Below are 26865 nucleotides of genomic sequence, written 5' to 3' on the forward strand. Positions count from 1 at the left end.
GTACGCACGGGCTTCGGCCGGGCGCTGTCGGCGCGGCAGGGAATTCCGCACGTTCGGGCGGGGAAGGGGGCGAACGGGCTGGTGGCGGGCGTTCGTCCATTAGCGTGACCTGCGCCAACTGGGGTCTCGCTAGGAGTGCTGATCCATGCGTACAACCATCCGTGCCGCCGTCGCCGTCGCGGCGGCGGCCGGCCTCTGTCTGACGGTGCTGCCGGCAACGGCGAACGCCACCCCGGGCCACGGGATCACCGCCGTGACCCTGTTCGACCACGTCATCGGGGACACGGACTACGTGTTCAAGGAGATCACCCTGGACCCGGGCGGCGCCACCGGCTGGCACTACCACCCGGGCCCGGTGTACGCGGTGGTCAAGGCGGGCGTGCTGACCCACAACAAGTCCGACTGCTCGGTCGACGGCGTCTACCGGCCGGGGCAGGTCATCAGCGAGACGGCCGGCGACGGGTACGTCCACATCGGACGCAACCTGGGCACGACGCCGGTGGTGCTGGAGGTGCTCTACGAGGCGCCGGCCGGTCAGCCGGTCGCCATCGACGCGCCGAACCCGGGCTGCTCGTTCCAGTGATCCGGTGTGTCTGAGGGGCGTCCGCGCTGGTCGCGGGCGCCCCCTTTTTTTGTGCGTGGTTTTGGTTTGGGTGGCGGCGTTTTTGGGTGGTGTGATTCGGGGATTGCTTGAGCTGGGGTGTCGCGTGTTTTGGGTGGCGTGTTTTGGGTTGGCTTGAGGCTGGTGGAGACGTGGCTTTTTTGGTGGCGTGTTTCGGGGTCGTTTGAAGTTGGAGAGGTGTGGTTTCTAGGGCGGCGTGGTTTGGGGTCGTTTAAGGCTGGTGGTGACCCGGTTTTTGGTGGCGGTGTTCGGGTCGATTTTGTGTGGAGCCTCTGGACGATGGCCTTCGAGGAGCCTTTCCGGGGCAGGCTACGCCTGCCCCTCGCGCGGAAAGCTTAGGCCATCGTCCACCTCCACACAAAATCGACCCGAGTTTGCGGTTACTGGAGGTGCGTTGGCGGGTTTTCGGTTCGCTGTGGAGTTGTCAAGGAACTGGGACGTGGTGAGGAGGTTGGGCGGTGAGAATGGAGTTGGGGCGGTGGCACGGTTAGGCGGTGGCACGGTTAGGCAATGGGGGGGCTCGCCGGTGGGGCGGCGTCATGTGGCCGGTTGGCCGGTCAGTATTTGTGGGGTGTGGTGGTGTAGCTGCGGTTGAGCGGGGTGGTCCAGTGCAGGGTGCCGTCGTTGTCGACGGTGGCTTTGTGGGTGTCGTGTTTGAGGTGGTGGTGTCGGGTGCAGAGGCCTTTGAGGTTGGGGAGTGTGGTGTGGCCTTTGGGCCAGGGGGTGACGTGGTCGCCTTCTTGGATGGGGCGGGTGCAGCCGGGGGCGGAGCAGATGTTGCCGGCGCGGACGCCGACGAGTTCTTTGAGGCGTTGGCCGGGGCGGTAGGTGTGTTTGCCGATGGTGTCGGCGTGGTCGTGTTCGTCGAGGAGGATCGCCCGCCAGATGCCGTCCATGGCCAACTCTCGGGCGGTGTCGGCGGAGATGGGGCCGTAGCCCTCGAGTAGGGCGGGGTCTTCGGTCAACCCCATCAAGGTCTCCATCGAGATGGTGACGTGCACCCGCACGTCACGTTCCTTGGCCTGGCCGAGGAACCGGTCCAGGAAGGCATCCGCTCGTTTCTGGTCGGTGGTGCGCTCGTCGGTGGGGAGGTCTTTGGCGTCGGCGCAGAGCAGGTCGTGGACCATGCGGGCCTCGACGGCGGGCAGCACGGCGGTGAGTTGGGCCATGCCATCGGGCAGGGGCCGGATCTCCACCCGTCGCTCGGCTTTGGCTTTCTGGTGGCGTTGTTCGTAGCCGGTGGGGTCGGCTTGCGCGACCAGGGCGGTGGTCCGCCGGCCCAACTGGGAGTGGGTCAAGCCGGGAGCCGCCTCAACTAGCGTGTCTTCGACCTCGGTGATGAGTGCCACGGACGGCAGGTTCCGGACCCGATCGCGAACCGCTTCGAGCCGGCGCAGGTCCAGGCGCCCCTGCCGCAACTGGTCCATCAGGCGGGGCAGGGTCCGTAGATCCTCGGTCAACTCCTTGCGGCGGGCCACGGTCTGCTCGGGTTCGGTGATGGCCATCGCCAACTCGGCGGTGTCCTCGACACTCCGCAGAACAGTCAACTCCACGTAGTCGGCGAAGGCCTTGATCTTGCGGGCGAGAATGGTGACGGTGACCCGTTCGTCGGCGGAAAGGGCGTCCAGATCGAGCCCCGCGAGAAGGTCGAGCAGGGCCCCGCTGGGCTCCGCTTTTTCCAACTCTCGGGTGAGTTCCATGCCTCTAAGAATACCGACCTGCAAGATCCAAATCGAATCCCTAACGGGTGAACTGTTTCATGCATAATCGAGCGATCGGTCGCGCAGAACCGGCAACAACACGATAAGCGTGGATTTTGCGTGGAGGGGGACGATGGCCTAAGCTTTACTGCGTGAGGGGCAGGCGTAGCCTGCCCCGGAGATGCCCCTCATGGCCATCGTCCAGAGGCTCCACGCAAAATCCACGCGACCTACACACGAATTACACCGCTACCCCTTGCTGGCGGTGTAATTCCTGAACAACACATACGTGTCAATAATGTCCGTCTTGGCACTCTGTACGGACCGGTAGATCCCCCACTTGGGTCGCACATAATCCCCCTGATCCGGAATGCTCACCCCACTCAAATGCCCCTGAGCAGCCACCGGTGCACCAGCTCCCACTCCGTCCCGGAACACCGCCGAAGCAGCTCCCTTGGCCCCGATCGTCAACGTCAACTCCACCGTGATCCACTTGTTCCGCAACGGCGCGAGGTCCGTCGACGCGATCGCCGGCGATCCCGGGTTCGCGTACGCCCGCGCCTGGATGATCTCCTTGCTGCCGCTGCGACTCAGGTCGATGGTCACCCACGGCCCGGCGTTGGTCGCCGGCGTCTTCGTCTGGAAGATGTGCGTGAACTTGCTGGTCCCGTGCAGCGTGGTCGGCATGAACATCTCGTACGCGATGGTCCACGTCTCGCCGTTGTGCATCTTCAGCACGGTGCCGTTCTGCACCATGCCTTTCGACTCCGTCCGCTGACGGTCGCCGCCGCCGGTGGTGTCCCGGTCGTCGGCCCAGATGTTGAACCGGTAGTGGTCGCCGCCCTCCACGACGACGTACTTCCGGTCGGGATGCTTGTTTCCGCGGTCGGCCTCGATGCCCTCGAACGCGTTCAGACCGTCCGTGGCGGGGTTCGGGTGCCACAGCGTCGTGGCGGCGAACGCCGAGGTGAGCGGGCGCAACGCGAGCGGCGCGGCGAGCGCCGTCACGGCCAGCCCCCGAAGTGCGGTCCTACGGGAGAAACCGGGCAGGGATTCCGGCATCGTCAATGTGTCCTTCCTGGCGGCGTACGACAGGGGGTACACATCGGGCGGCGGTAGAACGAGCCCCGAGTGGGCCAGAACATCCGATGTCTTGTGGGTAACGACCCTAGAACGGTCACCCTGCGCTGTCAACGGGAACTCCCCAGTTCCGTGCCACATATGTGAATGCTTCACCACGTGCTGACGCGTCCACGCATCACACATCGGACCACTCCGGAAAATCCGCACACTCCAGTCGCCGACGCGGCTACCGTGTCCCGCCATGGATCTGGGGATCGCCGTCTTCGGCGGCTGCGACGGCCTGCCGCCCGCCGAACTCGCCCGCGCCGTCGAGGAACGCGGCTTCGAGTCCCTCTGGTACGCCGAACACACGCACATCCCCGTGGCCAGCCGCCGCGACGACGGCCGCCCCACGCGCGACTACGCCGCCACCTACGATCCCTTCATCGCCCTCGCCGCCGCCTCGGCCGTGACCACCACTCTCAGGCTCGGCACGTCCGTCTGCCTTGTGCCGCAACGGGATCCGATCATCACGGCCAAGGAGGTCGCCAGCGTCGACCGGATGTCCGACGGCCGCTTCCTGTTCGGCGTCGGCGCCGGCTGGAACCACCTCGAACTCGCGAACCACGGCACCGACGCCCGCCACCGGATGGCCGTCCTCGCCGACCGGGTCCGTGCGATGAAACAGATCTGGACGGAGGACGAGGCCGAGCACCACGGCCCGCACGCGAACTTCGACCCGATCTGGTCATGGCCGAAGCCAACCCGGCATCCCCACCCACCGGTCCTCGTCGGCGGCAACGGCCCCGGCGTCGAGGACCGCGTGCTCGCCTTCGGCGACGGCTGGATGCCCCAGTGCGGCCACCTCGACTCGGTGCAGGAACTCGCCGACCGGATCGCCGACCTCCGCCGTAGGGCCCACCGCGACGTTCCGGTCACGCTGTTCAGCGCGATACCCGAAGCCCCCATGCTGCGAGCCTTCGCCGATGCCGGCGTCGACCGCTGCCTGTTCACCCTCGCCTCCGGCGCCGACGACGTCGACCACCTCGACCGATGGGCCGAGTTGATCGACGGGCAGTCGCTCGCCCAGTCATCTGACTGAAGCCACCCGCCCCGCCGCCGGGCACGGTGACCGCCGTACCCGTTCCGGACGCGGGCGAGAGGGCTAGGTCATGACGGAGGACGACGCGGGCCGTCCACTGATCCACTGGCCCGCCGGGTTCACCCCCGAGCGGGCCGACTGCTTCTGCCATGCGGAGACCACGGTGCCGGCCCCGCCGGCGGTCGTGTTCGACGTGCTCACCGACGTGGCCGCGTGGCCGTCGTGGGTGCCGGGCGTCAGCGCGATCACCCACCTCGGCGGTCCACTGCGGACGCAGTGCACGTTCGACGTCGACATGCGCGGTGAACGGTTCGAGGTGCTCGTCGCCGAGTGCCGGCCGCCGAACCGGGTCGGCTGGACCGCGATCGCCGCGGAGGTGCAGGTCTACCAGTCGTGGTTGCTGGTCGCGGCCCGGCCGTGCACCCGCGTGATCACCGAGGTGGTCGCGGTCGGGCCGGTGGCCGCCGCATACCGGGAGAGCCGGCCGAGCTGGTCGGACAACATCACCCGGCACTGGCTGCACGCCCTCGGCATGCTCGCGGAGAAGAAGGTGAGGACATCCTGACCAACGGACGCGTCGCCGTCGTCACCGGTGGCTCGAGAGGGACCGGCCGGCAGACCGCCGGGCGGCTCGCCGCCGACGGCTGCGACCTGCCGCTGCTCTACGTCGGCGACGACAAGGCGGCCGACGAGGCCGTCGCGGCGATCGCCGCCGCGGGCTCGCAGACGCTGCCGTTCCAGACGGACGTCGCCGACGAGATCGCCGTCGCCGCCGTCTTCGACAAGGTGGAGCAGGAGTTCGGCGGCCTGGACGTCGTGGTGCACGCGGCCGGCATGATGCCGCTGGCGCCGCTCGTCGACCTCGACCTGGCCGTGCTGGACACCAGCCTGCGGGTCAACATCCGCGGCACCTTCGTCGTCAACCAGCAGGCCGCGCGGCGCATCCGCCCCGGCGGCTCGATCGTCAACTTCTCCAGCTCCATCACCCGGTTCTGCCGTCCCGGCTACACCGCCTACGGCGCGAGCAAAGGCGCGGTCGAGGCGATGACCCTCACCTTGGCCCGGGAGCTGGCCGGGTGGGACATCATCGCGTTCCTCACCGGCCCGGGGCGCTGGGTCGACGGCCAGGTCGTCTACGCCAACGGCGGTGCCATCTAGGACCCGCTGCACATGGCCGGGCGGCGCGCATCGGGGTGCGCACCGCCCGGCTTTCCTGTGTCAGAGGGACTGGCCGGTTTGCGCCCACTGCCGTCCCGCGCGTTCGGCCAGCCGCCGGATCTCCGCCGCCGCCTCACCCGCGCCGGCCGACTCACCGTCCACAATGGCCATTACCCGACCGGCGACCGCGTCGCAATCGGCGGCCAGTTCCTGCCACGCCGCCGCCACCGGCCGAACTCCTCGCCGCTCACCCATCATCCGCTGCCGGACGATTGCCGCACGGGCCCGGGCATGCGTCAACTCGGCGACCCGCCCGTGATCGTCCAAAGTGGCCGTTGCCGCCTTCAGAACACCGTTCACGACATAGAAGGACTGCCTGTCGACCCACGTCGTCGACACGAGCTGCCCGACGATGACGGCGGCGACACAGCCCAACGCGGTGTCCGTCAGCAGCGCGCCGGTCGTCGACAGTACGGGTAGCGGCGCTCCACCAGCGGTCACCAACGTCAGCGACAGCGGCGTGATGAACACCATCGCCAGCGCATGATTCCTCGCCGCCGTCAGCTCGATCATGCACAACAGTCCGCCCACGAGCACCGCCGCGGCATAGTCGCGCGGATGCCACAGCAACACGCCGATAGCCACCACGCAGCCCGCGATCGCCCCCACACCGCGCAGCAGCGCCCGCTCGATGGTGATGGCCGCATATGTGCCCTGGGCGAGGACGGCCACCGCCGCGATCATCGCCCAGGACGGATGGAACAGCCCCAACGCCACCGCTGCCAGGCCGGCCGACCCCACACCGAGCGCCGTCCGCCAGGCCACCCGCGGAACCGGCGACCGCAACACCCAGTGCAGCCGCCACATGATCACCGGGGGAGCCCAGCCAGGAGCGGCCCGCCACGGGCGCAACACCGTCAGCACAATCCCCACAACGCCGGCCACCAGCACGACGCACGCGTACCCGACAGCATGGCCGGCGGGCAGACCGGCGCCGACCGCACACGTCAGCACGAACATCAGCTGCCCCGGCGGCGGCGCGTTCAGGATCTGCGTCGCGGCGCTGGCAACGGCCGTCCACAGCGCCACCAGAATCACCGCCAGCCACGGAATCCCGCTGGCACTCGACCCGACGAGCATCGCCAGCGCGAGGCCGACCGCCGCGATGACGACGACCACCGCCTCCCGCCTCACCGGACCACGTCCGCCGTACAGCGGCGCGAACGCGCCGACGCTGGCCACGAGACCGAGCGCCGGTTGGCCCAGTGCGGTCGCGGTGCCGATGACGATCGCGGCGCACACCCCAGACCGCCAGGCATTCGGCCACCGGGACGGCGCCGGCTTCAGGCGCGTCAGCGCGCGGATCGGCGTTGTCATGGCTTTCTCCTCGCTTCCGGACACAGTGTCCGGGGTTTCGCCGCGGCCTCACCACAGTCACATGTCCATCCGAGCCATCGTCACCGTCATGTGACCGATGTCGCAGCTAGACCTCGGCGGCAGGCTCGTCGGCGGTCGAAACCCCAGCAAGCCAGGAGATGCGACATGACCGCAGTCGGAGCGCAGCCCATCGAACGTGGGCTGCTTATTGGCGACACCGAGATTCCCGCCGCGTCGGGCCGGATCACCGAGCACCTCGACCCGGTCACGGGCGAGGTGCACTCGCGGATGGCGGCCGCGGGCAAGGAGGACGTCGACCGCGTGATCGCCGCCGCGCACGCGGCGTTCCCCCAGTGGGCCGGCACACCGGCCTCGCAGCGGCGGCTCATCCTCGAGCGCGCCGCGCAGCTCCTGTCCGAGCGGGTCGGCGAGTTCACCGAACTGCTCCTCGGCGAGACCGGCGGCACCCGCGCCTGGGCCGCCTTCAACGTCTCCATGTCCGTGGACCTGCTGCGGCAGGCGGCGACCATGGCCACCGAGCCGACCGGCAAGATGCTCGCCACCGACGATCCCGGCAAGTGGTCGATGGCGGTCGGCGCGCCGGCGGGCGTGGTCGCGGCGTTCGTGCCGTGGAACGGGCCGCTGATCCTGTGCACCCGCGCCGTCGCGGTCGCGCTGGCCACCGGAAATCCCGTGGTCATCCGGCCCAGCGAGGATGCCCCGATCACCTCGGGCTACTTTCTCGCCGATCTCCTGATCGAGGCCGGCGTGCCGGCCGGCGCGGTCACCGTCGTCACCAACGAGCGGTCGGACGCGCCCGAGGTCGTCGAGGCGCTGATCGCCAACCCGCGGGTGCGCCGGGTCAACTTCACCGGCTCCACCACCGTCGGCAGGATCGTCGGACGGCACGCCGGCACCTACCTCAAGCCGGTGATCCTCGAGCTGGGCGGCAAGAACCCGATCGTGGTCCTGGACGACGCCGACCTGGACCACGCGGCCCGCGGCGTGGCCTTCGCGAAGTTCTTCAACTCCGGCCAGATCTGCCTGAGTGTGGACCGGATCATCGTGCTGGAGTCGGTCGCCGACGAGTTCACCGAGAAGTTCCTGGCCGCCGTCGACCGGGTCGTGCAGGGCGACCCGACCGACCCGCGCACGCTGGTCGGGCCGATGATCAACGCCCGGGCGGCGGAGCGGGTCGCCGGGCTGGTGCAGGACGCCGTGTCCAAGGGCGCGACCGTGCTGCGCGGCAGCGGCGCTCCCGAGGGCGCGTTCCATCCGGCCACCGTCGTCGCCGATGTCACCCCGGACATGCGCCTCTACCACGAGGAGTCGTTCGGCCCGCTGGCCACGATCTACCGTGTGGCCACCGTTGACGACGCCATCGCGCTGGCCAACGACACCGAGTACGGCCTCTCCAGCGCCGTGTACACGGAGAACGCCACCCGTGGCCTGGACGTGGCGCGGCGGCTGGAGCACGGCGCCGTGCACGTCAACGACCACTCGGTGGCCGACGACCCGCAGGCCCCGGTCGGCGGCGTGAAGGACAGCGGCTTCGGGCGGTTCGGCAGCCAGTGGGGCGCGGACTTCTTCACCGAGACCCGCTGGGTGACCGTCGCCGACCGGCACAGCGAGTACCCGCTCTGACGCCGTCGGCGACCAGGCCCGGTGTCCGCTGTGGACACCGGGCCCGGCAATACGGGAATCCGGTCGCGGACGTCCGGTCAGAACGCAACTTCCGGTCACAACGACGCAAGATTGGGAGTGGTGCGGGCCCCTCGACGTCGTAGATCCTTGCCGCAATGGACAGCTTGCGACGCGGGTTGGTCGGTCGAGCGCACGACCTCGAGACGATCCGTGTCTACTTCGAGGAAGCGCCCGTGCGCGGCGGGGCGCTGCTGGTGCTGGGCGAGGCCGGCGTCGGCAAGACCGCGCTGCTGGACGCCGTCACGGCCGCGTTCGCCGACTCGGGGCACCGCGTGTTGCGTGCCGCCGGCGTGGAGTTCGAGGCCGACATCAGTTATTCCGGACTACACCAGCTGCTTTTCCCGGTGCACGAGGAGTTCGACGCACTGCCGCCGCTGCACCGCGACGCGCTGAAGGCGGCGCTCGGCTTCGACCAGGGCACGCCGCCCGACCGGCTGCTGCTGTCCAACTCCGTCCTGCTGCTGTTGCGGCACATCGCCGAGCACATCGCCGTGCGGTTGATCGTCGACGACGCGCACTGGCTGGACCGGGCCAGCGGCGCGGTGCTCGGCTTCGTCGCACGTCGCCTGGTCGGAAGCGATGTCGGTCTGCTGACCGCCGCCCGACCCGGCGAGGGTGTGTTCCCGGAACGCGGCAGCATGCCCGTGCACGAGCTGTTGCCGCTGGACACCGAGGCGTCCGGCGCGCTGCTGGATTCGCACTTCCCCGAGCTGGCGCCGCGGGTGCGCCGGCGCCTGCTCGACGAGGCGGCCGGAAACCCGTTGGCGCTGTTGGAGTTGCCGGCGGCGCTGAGTGGCCCGCAGCTTGCCGCCATGGCAACACTGCCGCCCGTGTTGCCGCTGGGTCAACGTCTGCACGCGGTGTTTCTCACGCGGGTGCAGGCGCTTCCGGAGGCGACACGGGCGGTCCTGCTGCTGGCCGTCCTCGACGGCACCGGCGACCTGGCGGTTCTGCGCGCGATCGGCCCCGTCGACGACCTGGCCGCCGCGGAGCGGGACCGACTCGTCACCGTGGACACCGCGACGAACCGGATCACCTTCGGGCACCCGCTCATCGGCGCGGCGGTGGTCGCGGCGGCGACCAGCGTCGAGCTGCGGCAGGCACACCGGCGCGTCGCGAAGGTGCTGGAAGACCATTCCGAACGGCGTGCGTGGCACCTCGCCGAGGCGACGATCACCGCCGACGAGGACGTGGCGGCGATGCTGGAGGAGGCGGCGCGGTCGACCCTCACGCGCGGGGACGCGGTCGGCGCGGTCAACGCCCTCATCCGTGCCGCGGACCTCACACCGGAGCGCCGGCATCGCAGCCGGCGGTTGGCGGAGGCGGCGTACATCGCGGCGGAGCTGACCGGCGAGCTGGGCAGCGCTTCCCAGCTGCTGGACCGTGCGCGGACGCTCGCCGGCGAGGGGCAGTCGCTGCACGCGGCGGCCGCGGCGGCGTTGCTGCTGATCAACAGCGGCGGCGAGGTCGGCACCGCGTTCCGTCTGCTGATGGGGGCCGTGCAGACCGGCGACCACGGCTACGACGCCAACGACATCGCCCTCGTCGAGGCGCTGCACACCTTGCTGCTGTTCTGCTGGTTCAGCGGCACCACCGAGTTCTGGCCGACGCTGTTCGACGCCGTCGGCCGGCTGCGGCCCGCGCCGCCGGCGGTGCTGTCGGTGTGCTGCCGGACGTTCGCCGACCCCGCCCGGACCGGGGTGGCCGCCGCCCCGGAATTGGACGCGTTGCTGCGGAAACTCGCCACCGAACCCGATCCGACGATGATCATTCGAGTCGGATCGGCCTCGGTGTACCTCGACCGGCTCGCCGATGTACGGGAGCCGAGTTGGCGGGTGGTCCGGCAGGGACGGGAGGGCGGCGGCCCGGTCCGGCGGCACCTCGGGGCGCTCATGCACCTGTGCCTGGACGACTACCTCAGCGGCCGGTGGGACGAGGCTTCGGCCCTCGCCGACGAGGGCATGCAGGTGTGCGAGGAGCACGGCTACCGGTTCTACCGCTGGTACTTCGCCTACGTGCACGCCGTGTTGGCCGCCCGGCGCGGCAAGTTCGAGACGAGCCGCGCCCTGTGCGACGAGGTCGTCAACTGGTCGGCGTTGCGCGGCGCTCGCGGCGCGGAGTTGTTCGCGCAGCACCCGCGCGGGCTCTCGGCGATCGGGCAGGGCGACTTCGAGGCCGCGTACCAGCAGATCATCGTGTTCAACCCGCCCGGCACGCTGGCTTCGCACGTGCCGCACGCGTTGTGGGCCGCGCTCGATCTGGTCGAGGCGGCCGTGCGAACGAATCGTCAGGTCGAAGCCCGTGCCCACGTGCGGGCCATGCGGGAAGCCGAGATCGCCAAGCTGTCGTCACGGATGGCACTGCTCGTCGCCTGCGCGGAGTCGCTGGTGGACGGGGACGACGAGTTCGCCGTCGAGCACCTGGAGGCCGCCGTCGGCGTGCCCGAGGCCCGGACCTGGCCGTTCGACCTCGCGCGGGCCCGCCTCCTGCTCGGCGAACGGTTGCGGCGGACCAAACTGACCGCCCGGTCGCGCGTGTGGCTGCGGTCCGCTCTGGACACCTTCGACCAGCTCGGCGCCGAACCGTGGTCGGCCCGCGCCGCCACCGAGCTGCGGGCCGCCGGCGAACCGGTCGCGCAGCAGAACACTGCGTCGCTGCTCACGCCGCAGGAACAGGAGATCGCCGAACTCGCCGCGAGCGGGCTCACCAACAAGCAGATCGGCGAGCGCCTGTTCCTGTCGCACCGGACCATCGGCGCGCACCTGTACCAGATCTTCCCCAAGCTCGGCATCACCTCGCGGGCCGCGCTGCGGGACGCCCTCGCGGCTCAGAACCGCTGACCGCGTACTACTTTCGGCTAGTCGCCCCGTGCCTGCGACAATCCCGGCATGACTGCCACCGCGCCTCAGCCTGGTGACGCGCTGGTGCCCGTCGGCTGCGGCTCCATGTCGCACAGCGAGGCGCTGGCCGGCGTGCTGACCGCCGACCGGGCGCTGCCGTCGCGGCGGATCGCCGGCAGCGACGGCTACGGCTGGCGGTCGATGCTGGCCCGCACGTACCACGACCCCTCTGTCGCCGACGAGTTCGAGACCGCGCCGAGCGCCGCGCTGCTGGTTGTCGTCGTCACCAACGGCGCCTACACCATCGAGGCCAAGTCCGGCCCGCGCTGGCACAGCGCCGCCTACCAGCCCGGCTCCACCGGTGTGACCGCGCCGCTGCGAACCAGTTCGCTGCGGTGGCGGGCCAAGTCGGCCGAGCCGCTGCATTCCGTGCACATGTACCTGTACCCGGATCTCGTCGACGAGATCAGCCACGAACTCGGCGGCATGGGCATGCTGCGCCCGCACGAGCTGCCCGATTCGCTCGCCGTCGACGACGGTTTCATCACCGCCACGGGATACGTCATCGCCAAGGCCATCGAGCACAGGGCCAGCCCGCTGTACGCCGACTCGCTGGCGCATTCCCTTACCGCGCACCTGTTGTGCACCGTGCAGGGCCGCCGGCCGGAGGAGCCGCGCGTCATGCTCGGGCGCACCGCGCTGCATTCGCTGCTCGGCTACCTGCGGGAACACCTGCACGAGGACGTCACCCTGGACGATCTCGCCGGGCAGGCCAACATGAGCAAGTACCACCTGCTCCGGACGTTCAAGCGCTCCACCGGAACCACACCGCACCGGTACCTCGTGCGGCTGCGCATGCGCAAGGCCGCCAGTCTGCTGCGGAACAGTTCGCAGACCGTTCAGCAGGTGATGCTCGCCTGCGGGTACCAGAGCGCCGCCCAGTTCTCCGCTGCCTTCCGCCGTGAGTACGGCTGCGCCCCCGGTCAGTACCGGCGGGTCATCGGCTGACCAGTTTCCCTTGCCCTACAACGCCTTCGCCGGCACCGGGGGAGTGCCGTGGGTGTGGAATGACTCGATCGTCTTCAGGCCCCAGGCCTGGCCCTTGGCCCGTTCGGCCTGGGTCCAGCTGATCGGCCGCCAGTCGGGGGCGAGGATCAGGCGGGTGAGCGGGTTGCACAGCTCGACGCGGTTGCCGCCGGGCTCGTAGACGTAGAGGAAGAAGGTCTGCTGGATGGCGTGCTTGTGTGGGCCGGTCTCGATGAACACGCCGTTGTCGAGGAAGATGTCCGCGCCGCGCAGGATGTCCTCGCGGGTGTCGGTGGCGAACGCGATGTGGTGCAGGCGGCCCGCGCTGCCGGTCCAGTCGTTGGTGTAGACGAGGTCGTACGACTTGTTGCCGAAGTGCAGCCACTGCGCGGCGATCGCGCCGTCGTCCTGCACGATCTGCTCCGTGACCTCGCCGCCGAGGGCGCCGGCGACGAAGCGGCCGTTGGCGGGGACATCGGCGGCGAGGAAGTTGACGTGGTCCAGGCGCCGCACGGACACGCCGCGGCCGGGGTAGGCCTGCGGCTGGTTCTTCAGCGACGGCCTGAGCCCGGTCGGGGCCTCGAACCAGGTGGTTTCCCAGTACAGCTGGATCTCGTGGCCGTCCGGGTCGGTGCACAGGTAGCTCGGTCCGATGCCGGCACCGGCGAGCAGCCAACGGCCGTCCGGGATCGCGGCCGCAAGGCGGTCGAGGGCATCCTGACTGGACGTGCGTAGCGCCGTGCGCCGGAGGCCCGAGGTGTCGCTCGCCGTGAGAATCAGGCTGTACTGCTCGTAGTCGTCCCACGTGCGCAGGTACACCGAGTCGCCGTCGCGGCCGTTCTCCGTGAGGCCCATGAGTTCGGTGAAGAACCACAGGCTGCGCTCGGGTTCCGGGGTCAGCAGCTCGACATGCCCGAGGTGCGCGACGTCGTGCCTGGGGGCCATGGGATCTCCTTGTCAGCGGGGGAAAACCTTGCCGTCGAACAACTTCCGGGCCGTGCGCAGCACGCCGCTGCGCCGCACCCGGCCGGTTTCGTCCAGCTCGACCTCCACCTGGAGGTGGCCGGTAGGGTGCTCGACGTCCACTCTGGCCTTTCGACCTGTGAGCACGTGGCCCGTCGTGCCCTCGATCATCAGCGCCGTAGCGACACTCACCGCCCCGAGCACGCCGATCGCCGTGTGCGGTGCCAGCGGGATGAACGTCCGGGTGCAGACCGTGCCGCCGTCCCTGGGCGGCGCGATCAACGTCGTCTTCGGCACCGACGTCGTGTCGTCCAGCCCCATCAGTTCCGCCGCCCCCAGCCTCATTTCCTGGATGCGATTCGTCAGCTCGGCATTCTCCGCAAGCTCCTCGACCGTCTCGTATCCCGTGATCCCGAGGTCTTCCGCCCAGGCCACAACCACCGGCATCCCATTGTCGACGCACGTCACTCGCACCCCGCCAATGGTGTCGACGGTGTTGCCGGTCGGCAGCACCCCTCTCGGACCCTCCGTGTCCTCGAAGTCCAGCACCACTCCCGGCGCCGTGCCCGGAACCCCCGAGATCGCCGCCCCTTCCGTCGGAAACCGTGCCGTCGCAACGCTGCCGGAGTTCACCATGCGGATCCGCACCGGTTTGCCCGCCGGCACCAGACCCCGCTCCACCGCGAACGGTCCCACTCCGGCCAGCAGATTCCCGCAGTTCTGCCTATCCGTGACCGTTCGTTCTTCGACCCCCAGCTGCAGGAACAGATAGTCGACGTCCGCACCCGGCTCCGTGCCCGGCGAGACGACCGCCACCTTGCTGGTCAACGGCGTCGCCCCGCCGATGCCGTCGATCTGCCGCGGATCCCCGCTCCCCATGATCCTCAGCAGCAGATCATCCCTCCGCTCCCGATCCACCGGCAGATCGCTGGCCAGGAAGTAGGCCCCCTTCGAGGTACCACCTCGCATCAGCATGCACGGAACCCCAGCCATCCCCACACCTCGCCTCTTTCACGCGCAGGTAGTCGTCAATCGCGGCCTCGCTCTCTTGCATCGCAACGGGTGGGTTGCGTCATTCGCGCGGCCTTGGTCTCTTGCGTCGTCAGCAACGGGCGGTTGTCGTCAATCGTGCGGTCTTCTGGCCCTTTGCTTTCCTCCAGCCTTCGGCGTCACTGGGTTGCGTACATTTCTGCGGTCACGTACCGAACGCCCAGCGCCGCCAGCTTGTCCCGTAGCCCGTACCGGTCGAGGCCGAGTTGCCCGGCGCGGAATGCTTCCCGGGCCGCTTCTTCTTTCTGGACCCTGGCCTGAGCCAGTCCGATTGCCTGGTCGACCTGTTCGCGCGGCACGCAAAGCACCCCGTCGTCGTCGGCCAGGATCACGTCGCCGGGTCGAACCGTCTGCGTGCCGACCACAATCGGCACATTCACCGCGCCGGCGGTCGACTTCACGGTTCCTTGAGCGCTGATCGCCTTCGACCACACCGGAAACCCCATCGCGTGCAGCTCCGCGACGTCCCGCACGCCGGCGTCGATCACCAGTCCCCGCACGCCCCTCTCCTGCAACGACGTGGCCAGCAGTTCGCCGAACATGCCATCCGTGCAAGGAGAAGTCGTGGTGACGACCAGGACGTCACCCGGTTCGCACTGCTCCACCGCTGCGTGGATCATCAGGTTGTCCCCGGGCCAAGACAACACCGTGACCGCCGAGCCGCCGATCCGGTTGCCCAGGTGTGTCGGCCGTTGCCCGGGGCCCACGAACCCGATGCGCCCCAACGCCTCGTGTACGGTCGCCACTCCGTACGGCGCCAACCGGTCGATCGCCTCGAGCGACGCCCGCGGGACATCGGTCACCACCACGGTGTCCATGCCAACTCCGTTCCCTGAGTGCTGTGCCGCCTACCCATCTCGTGGAGTGCGGTGATCGCGAGCCGCCCGCTGTGTGCCACCTGGTGTGTTGCGCGAGCGCTGTGACCACGCTCCTTTGACGCTTGTCGAAGTGCTGTGACCGCGCGCCTCGGACGCTGGCCGAAGTGCTGTGACCGCGCGCCTCGGACGCTGGCCGAAGTGCTGTGACCGCGCGCCTCGGACGCTGGCCGAAGTGCTGTGACCGCGCGCCTCGGACGCTGGCCGAAGTGCTGTGACCGCGCGCCTCGGACGCTGGCCGAAGTGCTGTGACCGCGCGCCTCGGACGCTGGCCGAAGTGCTGTGACCGCGCGCCTCGGACGCTGGCCGAAGTGCTGTGACCGCGCTCCTCGGACGCTGGCCGACGTGCTGTGGTGGCGCTTCGTCGGCTCGGTTCGCTTGCTCGGTTCGCTTGCTCGGTTCGCGGAGCTGGTGCCCATGCCGCACTGGTGCACGCCGCTGCTCCGTTCGCGGAGCGCGGATGTTGTGCTGGTGTGCGCCGCTGTTCTGTCTCGCGAAGCCTCGTGACCGCGTTCCGTTGGTGTCTACTCCGTTTCGCGGAGCGCGGTGATCACGCTGCGCAGGTGGGCGCGAGCCGCCTCCTCGGCTGCGTCGGAGTCGTGGCGGGCGATGGCCTCGATGATCGCCAGGTGTTCCGGTAGCGACACGTGCGTGCGGCCGTCACGCATGGCCAGCCGGAACTGGTGCCGCACGATCTGCCCGTGCAGCCGCTCCAGCAGTTCGCCGGCAACGGGCTGGTCGGCGATCTCCCGCACCAGCCGGTGCAACTCCCGGTTCAGCGCCGAATACTTCATCGGCTCGCCGTCGGCGACGGCCGCCCGCATCTGTTCGCCGACCTCGACGAGGGCCTCGATCTGGTCGTCGGTGGCCTTCTCCGCGGCCTTGGCGGCGCAGAGCCCCTCCAACACCATCCGGCACTCGGTGATCGCCACGGCCTCGTCGACGGTCACGACCCGCACCCGCGCCCCCCGGTTCGGAATGCGCTCCACGAGCCCCTCGGCCGTCAGGTCGATCAGCGCGGCCCGCACGCTGGCGCGCGTGACCCCGAACGTCTCGGCCAGTTCGGCCTCCACTAGTCGCTGACCAGGCACGACGTCGCCGGACAGCAGTGCCGCCCGCAACGCGGCGATCGCCGCCTGCTTGCCGGCCTCGCCTTCCTGCTGCTGCCGACCAAGCCTGCTCTCCTGGAGATGCGGCCCCGCATGGGTCTCCCGAATCTGCCGGCCGCCCACGCTCTCGGCCAGGTACTGCCCGGCTCCGCCGGCCTCGCCGTCCCGTGGCGCGCTCGACATGGGTGCTCCCTTCCTCGACAACGGACGCTAAGCATCTCACACAAGATTGTCAACAATCTCGTTCACAACTCTTGTGACGATCGTGGTGGCGAAGCTACGGTTCCGGGCCATCGACCCGAGGGAGGGTTCATGTCCAGCAGCGCGCAAGCGCCGACGCAGGACCGAGCCGCCGTGCTGGCCCGGCTGGACCGCCTGCCGCGGCGGGCCGTCGGCTACGCGGCCACCGGCATCGTCGGCTTCGGCATGTTCGTGATCTTCTACTGCAACTTCGACATCAACGTCTCGTTCCTCCAGACGTGCAGCCAGATCGTCCCGGGCTGCACGCCGGCGAACGCGCAGTCCTGGCTGCCGCTGCCGGTCTGCGCGTACCTCGCCGGCTACGTCGTGGGCGGCCTGCTCATCGCCCCGATGTCGGACCGCTTCGGCCGACGGTCGGTGTTGGCAGCCTCGGTCGCCTTCACGGCGCTGGGCTCGGTGATCGCTGCCCTGGCCGGCGACTACGCGACGTTCACCGTCGGCCGGGCCGTCACGGGCATAGCCATGGGCGGCGTGCTCGCGGTCGGCAACACCTACATCGGCGAACTCGCCCCGCACGGAGCCAGGGCCCGTTACACCGCAACGACCTTCGTGCTGTGCACGCTCGGCGCGATGGTCGGCATCGGTCTCGGGCTGGTGCTCACCACGGAGGCGGCGCCGTTTCCCCAGGGCATGCCGCTCGCGTTCGGTCTCGCCAACGGCTGGCGCTGGATCCACTGGGTGGCGGTGATTCTGGGCGCGCTCGCCACCGCGGCGGCGTCGCGCCTGCCGGAATCCCCGCGCTGGCTGGTGGAACACGGCCGCCTCGACGACGCCGACACGGTGGTGACGGGCCTGGAGGCCAGGGCACGAGGTCCGCTGCCCGAGCCCGACCCGTCCACGGTGCCGCCGCCGGCCGAGCACGCCAGCCACGCCTACCGCGAGCTGTTCGCGAACCGCCGCTACCGGCGACGCGCGCTGCTGCTGGTGGCGATGTGGTTCACCGGCTACGCAACGGTCTTCTCCTATTCCACGGGCTCCACGGTGGTGCTCACCAGCCTGCACTTCACGCCGCCGGTCGCCGGCATGATCTCCGCCGCCGGTGGCGTCGGCTTTTTCGTGCAGGGCCTGTTCTCCGCCCGCTACTCGGAGGTGCTGGAGCGCCGCTACTGGCTGCCCGTCGGCGCGGCGATGACCGTGCTCGGCGCGGTCATCATCGCCGTGTTCGGCACGGACATCGGCTGGGCCTTGGCCGGCTCCTTCCTGGTGTTCTTCGGCTTCAACGTCTGGGTGCCGCCGACGTTCGCGCTGTCCGCGGAGAGCTTCCCGACCCGCATCCGGTCCGCCGGTTTCGGCCTGGTCGACGGCATCGGCGTGCTCGGCGGCGCGACGGGCGTGCTGGTCATCGCCCCGCTGGTCCCGCTGCTCGCGCCGCTGCCGGCGCTGCTGCTGGTGTCGAGCTTCCTGGTCGTCGCCGCCGTGCTGGCCCAGTTCACGCCGCGTACCCGCAACCGTGCTCTGGAGGAGCTTTCCCCGTGATCGTCGACTGCCACGGCCACTACACGACCGCCCCCGCCGCCCACACCACATGGCGGGAACAGCAGCTCGCCGGCGACATCCGGCCGTACCCGGCCATCTCCGACGACGAGATCCGCGAGTCCGTGCGGGGCCAGCTGCGGCTCATGGACGAACGTGGCATCGACCTGACCGTCTTCTCGCCCCGCGCGTCCGCCATGGCCCACCACCTCGGCGACGAGACCCTCAGCGCCGCCTGGGCAGCGGCATGCAACGACCTCATCCACCGCGTCGTCACGCTGCACCCCGACCGCTTCGTCGGCGTGTGCCAGCTGCCGCAGTCGCCGGGGGTACCGATCGAGCGCTCGATCGGCGAGCTCCGGCGGTGCGTGACGGAGCTGGGTTTTGTCGGCTGCAACCTGAATCCCGATGCCAGCGGCGGCTTCTGGACCGCGCCACCGCTAACCGACCATGCTTGGTATCCCTTCTACGAGGCGATGATCGAGTTGGAGGTGCCGGCGATGGTGCACGTGTCCGCCTCCGCGAACCCGGCGTTCCACGCCACCGGCGCGCACTACCTCAATGCCGACACGACCGCCTTCATGCAGCTGGTGCAGGGCGACCTGTTCGGCGACCTGCCCGAGCTGCGGCTGGTCATCCCGCACGGCGGGGGAGCGGTCCCGTACCACTGGGGCCGCTACCGCGGCCTCGCCGACATGCTGGGCCGTCCGGACCCCGCCCGGCACGTGCTGGCGAACGTCTCCTTCGACACCTGCGTCTACCACCAGTCGGGCATCAACCTCCTGTTCGACGTGATCGAGCCGGACGCCGTGCTCTTCGGCTCGGAGGCGCTCGGCGCGGTCCGCGGCGTGGATCACCGCACCGGCCACCATTTCGACGACACCCGGCGGTACGTCGATGCCGTGAAGCTGTCCGAGGAGGACGCCGCGAAGGTGTACGAGCACAACGCCCGCCGCGTCTATCCGCGGCTCGCCTCTCGGGTCTCCCGGGCCCGGAATGAACACGGCCAAAGTCAGTCCGAGCATGGCAGCTGAGCGAGGGGAAGACTTGGCTCGGCCCGCACTGGACGGAGATGGTCAGGGCGGCGGTCGCTGGCGCGGACTCGAGCCGCGCGAACCGTCGGCGCGGGCACGTGCGATGCCAGGCCACGAAGTTCGGCCCCACGCGGTCGTCGTCGAGCTGATCCGACGCGGTGCCGAGGTCCCCGCCGTACACGACGGTCGGCCCGCACGATGGGTCGTCGTCATGGTCCACCGCGAACGCCCGGAATCAGGGTCACGCTGGCACCGACCCGTCCTCGTGGGAACCGAGCTTCGAGTCGCAGTTCTGCTCGAAACGTACATTCGATGTGTCTGTGAGCGTGACTCGCGGGGGTTCATCGGTCGGCCATGGCGGTGGTGAGGGATTGGCGTGCGGCGCGGCGGGCGGGGATCAGAGCCGCGAGACCGGCGGCCAGGACGGAGGCGGCGACGAGGACGCCGAGGCGGTCCCAGGGCAGGGTGAACAGCACGGGCTGGGCGTCGGTGGAGGCCACGCGGGCCAGCATCCAGGCCGACGCGACGCCGACCATCAGACCGCATGCGGCGCCGAGCAGGGCCACGAACACCGACTCCGTCATCACGGTGGCGCCGAGGCCGCCCCTGGTGAGGCCGAGGGCCCGCAGCAGGGCGGACTCGCGGGTTCGTTCCAGTACGGACAGCCACAGCGTGTTGGCGATGCCGGCGAAGGCGATCAACACGGCGAGGGCGGTGAGAGCCCACAACAGGTTCAGCGTGCCGCGCAGCGGTGTGGTCATCTGCTCCTTGATGTCGGCGACGGTGTTGAGCTGTGCCAGCGGTGCGCCGGACAGCGCCTGCTCCAGTACGGGACGGACCTGAGCGGCGGCCGACCCGGAGGCCACCTTGACCAGCACGCTCTCGTCGTAGCCGGGCTCGCCCTTGAACGCGATCGCCTGCTGCTGCGCGAGATCGACCAGCGCGAGGCCGAGGTCGACGCCGGGGGCGTTCACGCTGTCGTACACGGCGACGACACGGAGGGGCGTCCTGGCTGCCACGGTGTCACCGACCTTGAGCCTCGTCTCGGTGGCGAGTTCCTTGCTCACGGCGATCTCGCCCACGTCTAGGTGGTCGAGCCGGCCGGACAGCACCGCCGGGTGCAGCAGGCTGCCGACGGCGCTCCCGGTCACCGCGGCCATGCTGTAGACACCGGCGGAGCCGAGGTCGCCGTTGAACGACAGCCGCTCGGCGGTGACCGACACACCCGGAACCCGCGCGAGGGTGCCGGCCAGATTGTCGGGCAGTGGCCGGTTGACGACGGCGGTGGTGACGGTGAAGTCCGCCGCGAGCTGCTGATCGAGGCCTCGGCTCTGGCCGGCCTCGATGCCGGCGGTCGTCGTGGTCACCATCGACACCACCGCCAGACCGATCGTCAGCGCGGCGGCACTGGCGGCGGTGCGCCGGGGGTTGCGGTCGGCGTTGAGCGCGGCCAGCTTGGCGGGCTGGCCCACGGCCGGCGCGAACACCGAGCTCAAGGTGCGTACGACTGGCCCGACCAGGACCGGGCCGATGGTGAGCGCCGCCAGCAGCAGCGCCACCATGGCGACGATCGCCAGTGCGGCGCCGGTGTCGGTGTCGACGCCCAGTGACAGCGCGCCCGCTCCGACGGCGACCAGAAACGCCACGACCGCGGCGGTGACCCGCAGTCGGCCGGCCCGCGTGGACTTGCCTTCGAGCGGGGTCCGCAGTGCCTCCACCGGTGCGACCCGGGTGGCCGCCCGTGCCGGTACAGCGGCGGCCAGGACCGTGACCAGCACGCCGATCGCCACGGATTCGACGGCACTGCGCACGCTGAGCGGCACGTACACGGACTGTGCGCCGATGATCGTCTGGAGCGCGGCGGCGACGCCCAGGCCTGCGAACAATCCGACGACAGATGCCACGACGCCCACCACCACGGCTTCCGCCAGCACGCTGGCGAAGACCTGCGACCGGTCGGCGCCGACGCAGCGCAGCAGTGCCAGCTCGCGGGCCCGCTGGGTGACCAGGATGGTGAACGAGTTCAGGATCACCAATCCCGCCACCACCATCGCCAACACCGCGAAGGCCGTGAAGAACTTGGTCAGGCTCGCCGAGTCCGGGGCGGCGTTGCCCAGTAGCTGCGACGCCGCTTGCTCGCCGGTCGCAACGTCGACGCCGTGCACGGTCCGGGCGATGCTGTCGGCGAGTTGCTGCTGGCTCACGCCCGGCGCCGCGCGAGCGATGATCTCGCTGTACGCCGTCCCCGGCGCGAGCTGCCGCGCCGCGTCCGGAGTGAGCACCAACTGCGGCGCGCCGATGCCCGCGTCGGTCGGCCGGCTGAACGAGCCGACGACCGAGTACTGGTGCTGCGTGCCGTTCTGGTCGAACACCGTCACGCGCTCACCGGGCGCGTAGCCGAGCTCGGCGGCGGTGGCGACCTCGTCCGCCTTGCCCGGGAGACGGCCGCCGGCCAGGTCGAACGGGCGGAGCCGAGGGTCGGCGGGCAGGGCGATCGCGCCGGCGTCCCGTGCGTGACCGTCGACCAGCAGGGGAGTCGGGGTGAAGGCGCGGCCCTCGGCCGAGGCGACGCCCGGCGCCTGGCGGATCTGGTTCAGGACGGTGTCGTCCAGATCGCCATGCTTCACGGTGACGTCGGCGTCGACGCCGCGCAGCTGATATGTGACGGCTGCTCGCACGCTTGCGTGCACGGCGTCAGCCAGGACCAGCGCGCCGGACACGAAGGCCACGCCGAGCATGATGGCGACGGCCGACAGCAGCAGTCGCTTGGGCCGGGCCTTGAGACCGGCGACAACGGTACGCAGCATCACGCCCCCAGACTCGTCAGCGCCGACAGGACGGCGTCGGCTGTGGGCCGCTGAAGATGCGAGGCGACTCGACCGTCGGCGAGTAGAACTCCGTGGTCCGTATAGGAGGCGGCGACGGGATCGTGCGTCACCATCACCACCGTCTGCCCGAACTCGTGGACCGACGCCCGCAGGAAGCCCAGCACCTCCGCGCCGGAGCGGGAGTCCAGGTTGCCGGTCGGCTCGTCGGCGAACACCACGTCCGGCCGGCCCACGAGCGCGCGGGCGCACGCCACCCGCTGCTGCTGGCCGCCCGACAGCTCACTCGGCCGGTGTCCCAGCCGGGCACGTAGTCCCAGCACGTCCACCACGGTGTCGAACCACTGCTTGTCCGGGTCACGGCCGGCGAGGCGGAGGCCGAGCAGGATGTTGTCCTCGGCGCTCAGCGTGGGCAGCAGGTTGAAGGACTGGAACACGAAGCCGACGTGGTCGCGGCGCACACGCGTGAGCGCTGCGTCGGACAGGCGGGTGACCTCGTGCCGGCCGATCCGCACCTGTCCCGAGTCCACCCGCTCCAGGCCGGCCAGGCAGTGCATCAGCGTGGACTTGCCGGAGCCCGACGGTCCCATGATCGCGGTGAACCGGCGGGTCGGGAAGGCGACGGACACGTGGTCGAGCGCCCGCACCGCGCCGTCGCCGTGTCCGTACACCTTCACCACGTCGGCCGCTTCGACCGCCGCTGGACTGTCCACTGTGCTCTCCTCGCTCGTCGGGCTCGCACGGCGATCGTGCCGGGGGGCGGCTGAACGAGTCCTGAAGCGACCTGAAGTTCTCTTCAGGATCTGTCGGGCCCATCTGGGAGGATCGACGCATGCGAGTGCTCGTCGTGGAGGATGAGAGGCGGCTGGCCGAGTCGCTCCAGTGGGGACTGGAGGCGGACGGCTACGCCGTCGACCTCGCGTACGACGGGCTGACGGGCCTCGCGCGTGGGCAGGAGCACGCGTACCAGGTGATCGTGCTCGACATCATGTTGCCGAAGCTGAACGGGTACAAGGTGTGCGAGGCGTTGCGCGCATGCGGGGTCACCACGCCGATCCTCATGCTCACCGCCAAGAACGGCGAGTACGACGAGGCGGAGGCGCTCGACACCGGCGCCGACGACTTCCTCAGCAAGCCGTTCTCCTATGTGGTGCTGAAGGCCCGGCTGCGTGCGCTGACGCGGCGCGGGCGGGTGAGCGCGGCCGCCGAGCTGACCTTCGACGACCTGGTGCTGAATCCGGCCAAGCGCACGGTCCGGCGGGCCGGGCAGCCGATCACCCTGACGTCGAAGGAATTCGCGGTGCTGGAGTGCCTGCTGCGCCAGGACGGGGAGGTCGTCGCCAAGCAGGAGATCCTCGACCAGGTCTGGGACATGGCCTACCGCGGCGATCCGAACATCGTCGAGGTGTACGTGAGCACGTTGCGCCGCAAGGTGGACGCGCCGTTCGGGCGACGCACGATCGCCACCGTGCGCGGCATCGGCTACCGGCTGGTCGACGATGAGTAGGTGGTGGCCGGCGTCGGTCCGGCACGGCGCGGCCTTCGCGGCCGCGCTGGCATGCGGGGTGGTGTTCAGTCTGGGAGCGTTGGGCGTCCGGGCCTTCGTGGAGGCGCGGTTGTCCACGGGGGCGGCGAAAGCCACGTGGGCCCAGGTGGAACGGCTGGCGCCGACGCTTGCCGCCGGCCGGACGGCGCCGGAGGACTCGGGTCTGAACGGCGACGCCATGTTCGTCGCGGTGGACGACGGCGGCAAGGCGGTGGTGACGAGCGACAGCATCATCCGATTGCATCCACAGTGGACGCTGCCGCCGCCAGCACCTGCTGGTGCGCCAGGGAACTGGCAGACGACGACCGAGGTGACGCTGCGGTCGGTCGAGCACTCGCACTGGCGTGAGTTCCGCACGTACACCGCGTTGGGGAGGATCGCGACCGGTACGTCCGGGCAACGGCTCACGGTGTACCAGTTCGTACTGCCCTGGGACGCGCTCAACGCCGTCGAGCTGCTCGACGAGTCGATGGAGATCTTCGTCCCGCTGGCGGCGTTCATCGCCGCGGTGGTCGCGTGGTTCGCCTTGCGGCGGACGCTCCGGTCGGTGGACGCGATCCGCAGCGAGCTGGCCGGGGTGAACGGCAGCCGGCTCGACCGGCGAGTGCCGGTGCCGCCGTCGCGGGACGAGATCTCCCAGCTCGCGGTCACCACCAATGAAACGCTCGAACGACTCCAGCGGGCCCACGACCAGCAGGAACGGTTCGTCGCCGATGCCAGCCACGAGCTGCGCAGCCCGCTGGCCAGCCTGCGCACGGGTCTGGAGGTCGCGCTCGAACACCCGGACCGGGCCGACTGGCCGACCGTCGCCCGGCAGTCGCTGCTCGACGTGCAGCGCCTCCAGCGGATCACCGCCGACCTGCTCCAGCTCGCCGTCGAGGACAAGCAGGCGCCGCCGGACCTGGTCGACCTGGCCGAGGTGGTCACGGAGCAGGTCGCCGAGAGGTCGTCGCTGGAGTGCGGGCCGACGGTGCGGTCCGTTGTGGATGGTCCGGCGATGGTGCGCGGCGAGCTCGTGCAGCTGGAGCGGCTGCTCCGGAACCTGCTCGACAACGCCGTGCGACACGCCGCTTCGACCGTCACGGTGTCCCTGACCGGTGGAAGGGAGGTGGTGCTGACGGTGCTCGACGACGGGCCCGGCATACCCGTGGACGATCGTGAACGCGTGTTCGACCGGTTCGTCAGGCTGGACGATGCCCGGGCACGCGACGTCGGCGGCTCCGGGCTCGGGCTCACGCTGGCCCGGGGCATCGCGGTCCGGCATGGCGGCTCGCTGTGCGTCGAGAACAGCGACACCGGCGCCAGGTTGGTCGCGCGCTTGCCGGGTGCATTCCCCGGTCCCGAGTTACCGTGATCGGGTGGCGAGCCCGGTCGAACTGGACGTCGACGGCCTCCCGGTCCGGTTGTCCAGCCCGGACCGGGTGTACTTCGCCGCTCGCGGCGAGACCAAGCTGGATCTGGCCCAGTACTACCTGGCCGTCGGGCCGGGCATCGTGCGGGCGCTGCGGGAGCGGCCGTGCATGATGCACCGGTTCCCGAGCGGGACCGCCGGCGAGAAGGTGCACCAGAAGCGGGTGCCGGCCGGAGCGCCGCCCTGGCTGGAGACCGTGCGGGTGCACTTTCCCCGGTACAAGCGCTATGCCGACGAGCTGTGCGTCACCAAGCTCGCTGACGTCATCTGGTCGGTGCAGATGTCCTGCGTCGAGTTCCATCCATGGAACTCCCGCCGCGCCGACACCGAGCGACCCGACGAGTGGCGCATCGACCTGGACCCGATGCCCGAGTGCGGTTTCGACACGGTCCGCCGGGTCGCGGGGGTGGTGCACGAGGTGCTCGACGAACTCGGCGTCACCGGCTACCCGAAGACCTCCGGCGGCCGTGGCCTGCACGTCTACGTGCGGATCCGGCCCGAGTGGGAGTTCGGTCAGGTCCGCCGGGCCGCGCTCGCCTTCGCCCGCGAGGTGGAACGCCGGGCGCCCGCCGTCGTCACGACCACCTGGTGGCGGCGGGACCGCGATCCGCGGACGCTGTTCGTCGACTACAACCAGAACGCCCGCGATCACACCATCGCCAGCGCCTACTCCGTGCGGGGTGTGCCGGAAGCGACGGTGTCCACGCCGATCCGTTGGGACGAGCTGCCCGGCGTCGAGCCACGAGACTTCACCATCGCCACAGTGCCCGCGCGGTTCGCCGAGCTCGGCGACCTGCACGAGGGCATCGACGACGTGGCGTACTCGCTGGAGCCGCTGCTGGAGTGGGCCGAGCGGGACGAGCGTGACGGCGCCGAGGACCCGGGCGAGTCCCAGTGACAAGCTGACGTCCATGATCGACGAATTCGCGAAAGAGTATCTGCACGACGATCTGCGCTCGATCCGTGAGGAGCTGATCGGCAAGCTCGACGGCCTGTCCGAGCACGACATCCGCCGGCCGTTGACCTACACCGGCACCAACCTGCTCGGCCTGGTCAAGCACCTCACGCTGTCGGAGTCGCGGTACTTCGGCGACGTCTTCGGGCGGCCGTTCGCCGAGGCCATGCCGCGGTGGGACGACCTGTCGCAGCGTGGTCGGGACATGTGGGCCACCGAGCTCGAGAGCCGCGCGGAGATCGTCGACCGCTATCGGCGCGTGGTGGAGCACTCGGACGCGACGATCGAGGCGCTGCCCATCGACGCCGCCGGGCACGTGCCGTGGTGGCCGCGGCCCGACGTGATGTTGTTCAACATCCTGGTGCACATGCTCACCGAGACCAGCCGGCATGCCGGGCACGCCGACATCCTGCGCGAGGGCCTCGACGGCCAGCCCGGTGCGGACATGCTGGGCCGCGATGCGGCGTTCTGGGCCGAACGGCGAGCGGCGGTGGAGAAGGCGGCGACTGAGTGGCAGTAGCGGGTGGCGACAAGGGAGGCGACGGTCCTGAGGGTGGTTGACAGGCTGAGGAGCGGGCGGGGTGGTCGCGCTGCAGGGTGAGCAATCGGTCGAGGGGCGGAGCGGCGATGGGCGGGTCCGGGAGCAGAGGCTGGACGTGGTGGACCACATGCGGGATTAGTGCGGTGGTCGGGCGGGCGGTGGAACGGCGAGGTGGCTGAGCAGGGTCGTGGTGGGTGGGGCTGGGAACGGTGGGTGGGGCCTTCGAGCGGA

22 protein-coding genes are annotated in these 26865 nt (G+C 70.0%); 13 read left to right on the forward strand and 9 right to left on the reverse strand.

Features of this window, described 5'->3' with window-relative positions; translation table 11 throughout:
* Window positions 1-145: 145 nt before the first annotated feature.
* Window positions 146-583, forward strand: coding sequence for a cupin domain-containing protein (locus BCF44_RS44085; protein WP_116180486.1), 438 nt, complete (start codon window positions 146-148; stop codon window positions 581-583).
* Between the two features lie 596 nt (window positions 584-1179).
* Here BCF44_RS44085 and BCF44_RS44090 read toward each other — a convergent pair.
* Together BCF44_RS44090 and BCF44_RS44095 are read right to left on the reverse strand one after the other, a co-directional pair.
* Entirely contained in the window at window positions 1180-2346 is a 1167-nt protein-coding gene (locus BCF44_RS44090; RefSeq protein WP_147328867.1) for an HNH endonuclease signature motif containing protein, read from the reverse strand.
* Between the two features lie 225 nt (window positions 2347-2571).
* Window positions 2572-3384: a hypothetical protein gene (locus BCF44_RS44095; RefSeq protein ID WP_246016170.1), complete on the reverse strand. Its 813-nt coding sequence runs from the start codon at window positions 3382-3384 to the stop codon at window positions 2572-2574.
* Window positions 3385-3646: 262 nt separating this feature from the next.
* On the opposite strand from BCF44_RS44095, the gene BCF44_RS44100 reads away from it, so the two are divergent.
* The 3 genes from BCF44_RS44100 to BCF44_RS44110 all read left to right on the forward strand — a co-directional run bounded on the left by BCF44_RS44100 (window position 3647) and on the right by BCF44_RS44110 (window position 5644).
* A complete protein-coding gene (locus BCF44_RS44100) occupies window positions 3647-4486 on the forward strand; it encodes an LLM class F420-dependent oxidoreductase (RefSeq protein ID WP_116180488.1) in 840 nt (279 codons plus the stop codon).
* Between the two features lie 70 nt (window positions 4487-4556).
* The gene (locus tag BCF44_RS44105) at window positions 4557-5051 is read left to right on the forward strand and encodes an SRPBCC family protein (protein ID WP_116180586.1); all 495 of its coding nucleotides are present in this window, start codon (window positions 4557-4559) and stop codon (window positions 5049-5051) included.
* Window positions 5048-5644, forward strand: a complete 597-nt coding sequence (locus BCF44_RS44110) for an SDR family NAD(P)-dependent oxidoreductase (RefSeq protein ID WP_342775728.1) — start codon at window positions 5048-5050, stop codon at window positions 5642-5644. The genes BCF44_RS44105 and BCF44_RS44110 overlap by 4 nt, the downstream gene beginning before the upstream one ends.
* Window positions 5645-5704: 60 nt before the next feature.
* On the opposite strand, the gene BCF44_RS44115 is transcribed toward BCF44_RS44110, so the two are convergent.
* Window positions 5705-7021 (reverse strand): FUSC family protein, encoded by a 1317-nt coding sequence (locus BCF44_RS44115; RefSeq protein ID WP_116180489.1) that lies wholly within the window; start codon window positions 7019-7021, stop codon window positions 5705-5707.
* Between the two features lie 165 nt (window positions 7022-7186).
* On the opposite strand from BCF44_RS44115, the gene BCF44_RS44120 reads away from it, so the two are divergent.
* The 3 genes from BCF44_RS44120 to BCF44_RS44130 all read left to right on the forward strand — a co-directional run bounded on the left by BCF44_RS44120 (window position 7187) and on the right by BCF44_RS44130 (window position 12573).
* The gene (locus tag BCF44_RS44120; RefSeq protein ID WP_116180490.1) at window positions 7187-8665 is read left to right on the forward strand and encodes an aldehyde dehydrogenase family protein; all 1479 of its coding nucleotides are present in this window, start codon (window positions 7187-7189) and stop codon (window positions 8663-8665) included.
* 155 nt (window positions 8666-8820) lie between these two features.
* A complete protein-coding gene (locus BCF44_RS44125) occupies window positions 8821-11565 on the forward strand; it encodes a helix-turn-helix transcriptional regulator (protein WP_116180491.1) in 2745 nt (914 codons plus the stop codon).
* A 48-nt stretch (window positions 11566-11613) separates the two neighbouring features.
* Window positions 11614-12573, forward strand: coding sequence for a helix-turn-helix domain-containing protein (locus BCF44_RS44130; protein ID WP_116180492.1), 960 nt, complete (start codon window positions 11614-11616; stop codon window positions 12571-12573).
* A 15-nt stretch (window positions 12574-12588) separates the two neighbouring features.
* Here the strand turns inward: BCF44_RS44130 and BCF44_RS44135 are convergent, their stop codons facing one another.
* The 4 genes from BCF44_RS44135 to BCF44_RS44150 form a co-directional block, all read right to left on the reverse strand.
* Window positions 12589-13536 carry a VOC family protein gene (locus BCF44_RS44135; protein WP_116180493.1) on the reverse strand — a complete coding sequence of 316 codons (948 nt, stop codon included), beginning with the start codon at window positions 13534-13536 and terminating at the stop codon, window positions 12589-12591.
* A gap of 12 nt (window positions 13537-13548) precedes the next feature.
* The gene (locus BCF44_RS44140) at window positions 13549-14547 is read right to left on the reverse strand and encodes a PrpF domain-containing protein (protein WP_116180588.1); all 999 of its coding nucleotides are present in this window, start codon (window positions 14545-14547) and stop codon (window positions 13549-13551) included.
* A gap of 176 nt (window positions 14548-14723) precedes the next feature.
* Window positions 14724-15422: a 4-carboxy-4-hydroxy-2-oxoadipate aldolase/oxaloacetate decarboxylase gene (locus BCF44_RS44145; protein ID WP_116180494.1), complete on the reverse strand. Its 699-nt coding sequence runs from the start codon at window positions 15420-15422 to the stop codon at window positions 14724-14726.
* A gap of 581 nt (window positions 15423-16003) precedes the next feature.
* On the reverse strand, window positions 16004-16771 hold the full coding sequence (locus tag BCF44_RS44150; protein WP_116180589.1) for a GntR family transcriptional regulator: 768 nt from the start codon (window positions 16769-16771) through the stop codon (window positions 16004-16006).
* 129 nt (window positions 16772-16900) lie between these two features.
* Here BCF44_RS44150 and BCF44_RS44155 point away from each other — a divergent pair, with 129 nt between their 5' ends.
* Both BCF44_RS44155 and BCF44_RS44160 read left to right on the forward strand, forming a co-directional pair.
* Entirely contained in the window at window positions 16901-18325 is a 1425-nt protein-coding gene (locus tag BCF44_RS44155; protein WP_170218075.1) for an MFS transporter, read from the forward strand.
* On the forward strand, window positions 18322-19356 hold the full coding sequence (locus tag BCF44_RS44160; RefSeq protein ID WP_116180496.1) for an amidohydrolase family protein: 1035 nt from the start codon (window positions 18322-18324) through the stop codon (window positions 19354-19356). Before BCF44_RS44155 ends, BCF44_RS44160 begins: the two co-directional genes overlap by 4 nt.
* Before the next feature lie 341 nt (window positions 19357-19697).
* Here BCF44_RS44160 and BCF44_RS44165 read toward each other — a convergent pair whose 3' ends face one another.
* Both BCF44_RS44165 and BCF44_RS44170 read right to left on the reverse strand, forming a co-directional pair.
* Window positions 19698-22163, reverse strand: coding sequence for an ABC transporter permease (locus tag BCF44_RS44165; protein WP_116180590.1), 2466 nt, complete (start codon window positions 22161-22163; stop codon window positions 19698-19700).
* Entirely contained in the window at window positions 22163-22894 is a 732-nt protein-coding gene (locus BCF44_RS44170) for an ABC transporter ATP-binding protein (protein WP_116180497.1), read from the reverse strand. The genes BCF44_RS44165 and BCF44_RS44170 overlap by 1 nt, the downstream gene beginning before the upstream one ends.
* 119 nt (window positions 22895-23013) lie before the next feature.
* On the opposite strand from BCF44_RS44170, the gene BCF44_RS44175 reads away from it, so the two are divergent.
* From BCF44_RS44175 to BCF44_RS44190, 4 genes are read left to right on the forward strand one after another with little or no spacing between them, the layout of a single operon-like run.
* Complete coding sequence (locus BCF44_RS44175) at window positions 23014-23688, forward strand: response regulator transcription factor (protein WP_116180498.1); 675 nt, start codon at window positions 23014-23016, stop codon at window positions 23686-23688.
* Window positions 23681-25081, forward strand: coding sequence for a sensor histidine kinase (locus BCF44_RS44180; RefSeq protein WP_116180499.1), 1401 nt, complete (start codon window positions 23681-23683; stop codon window positions 25079-25081). The genes BCF44_RS44175 and BCF44_RS44180 overlap by 8 nt, the downstream gene beginning before the upstream one ends.
* A 4-nt stretch (window positions 25082-25085) precedes the next feature.
* Window positions 25086-26036: a non-homologous end-joining DNA ligase gene (ligD, locus tag BCF44_RS44185; protein ID WP_246016171.1), complete on the forward strand. Its 951-nt coding sequence runs from the start codon at window positions 25086-25088 to the stop codon at window positions 26034-26036.
* A 13-nt stretch (window positions 26037-26049) separates the two neighbouring features.
* Window positions 26050-26613 carry a DinB family protein gene (locus BCF44_RS44190; protein WP_116180591.1) on the forward strand — a complete coding sequence of 188 codons (564 nt, stop codon included), beginning with the start codon at window positions 26050-26052 and terminating at the stop codon, window positions 26611-26613.
* The last annotated feature ends 252 nt before the right edge of the window (window positions 26614-26865 follow it).

It is taken from the genome of Kutzneria buriramensis (assembly GCF_003387475.1).
GTDB lineage: Bacteria > Actinomycetota > Actinomycetes > Mycobacteriales > Pseudonocardiaceae > Kutzneria > Kutzneria buriramensis.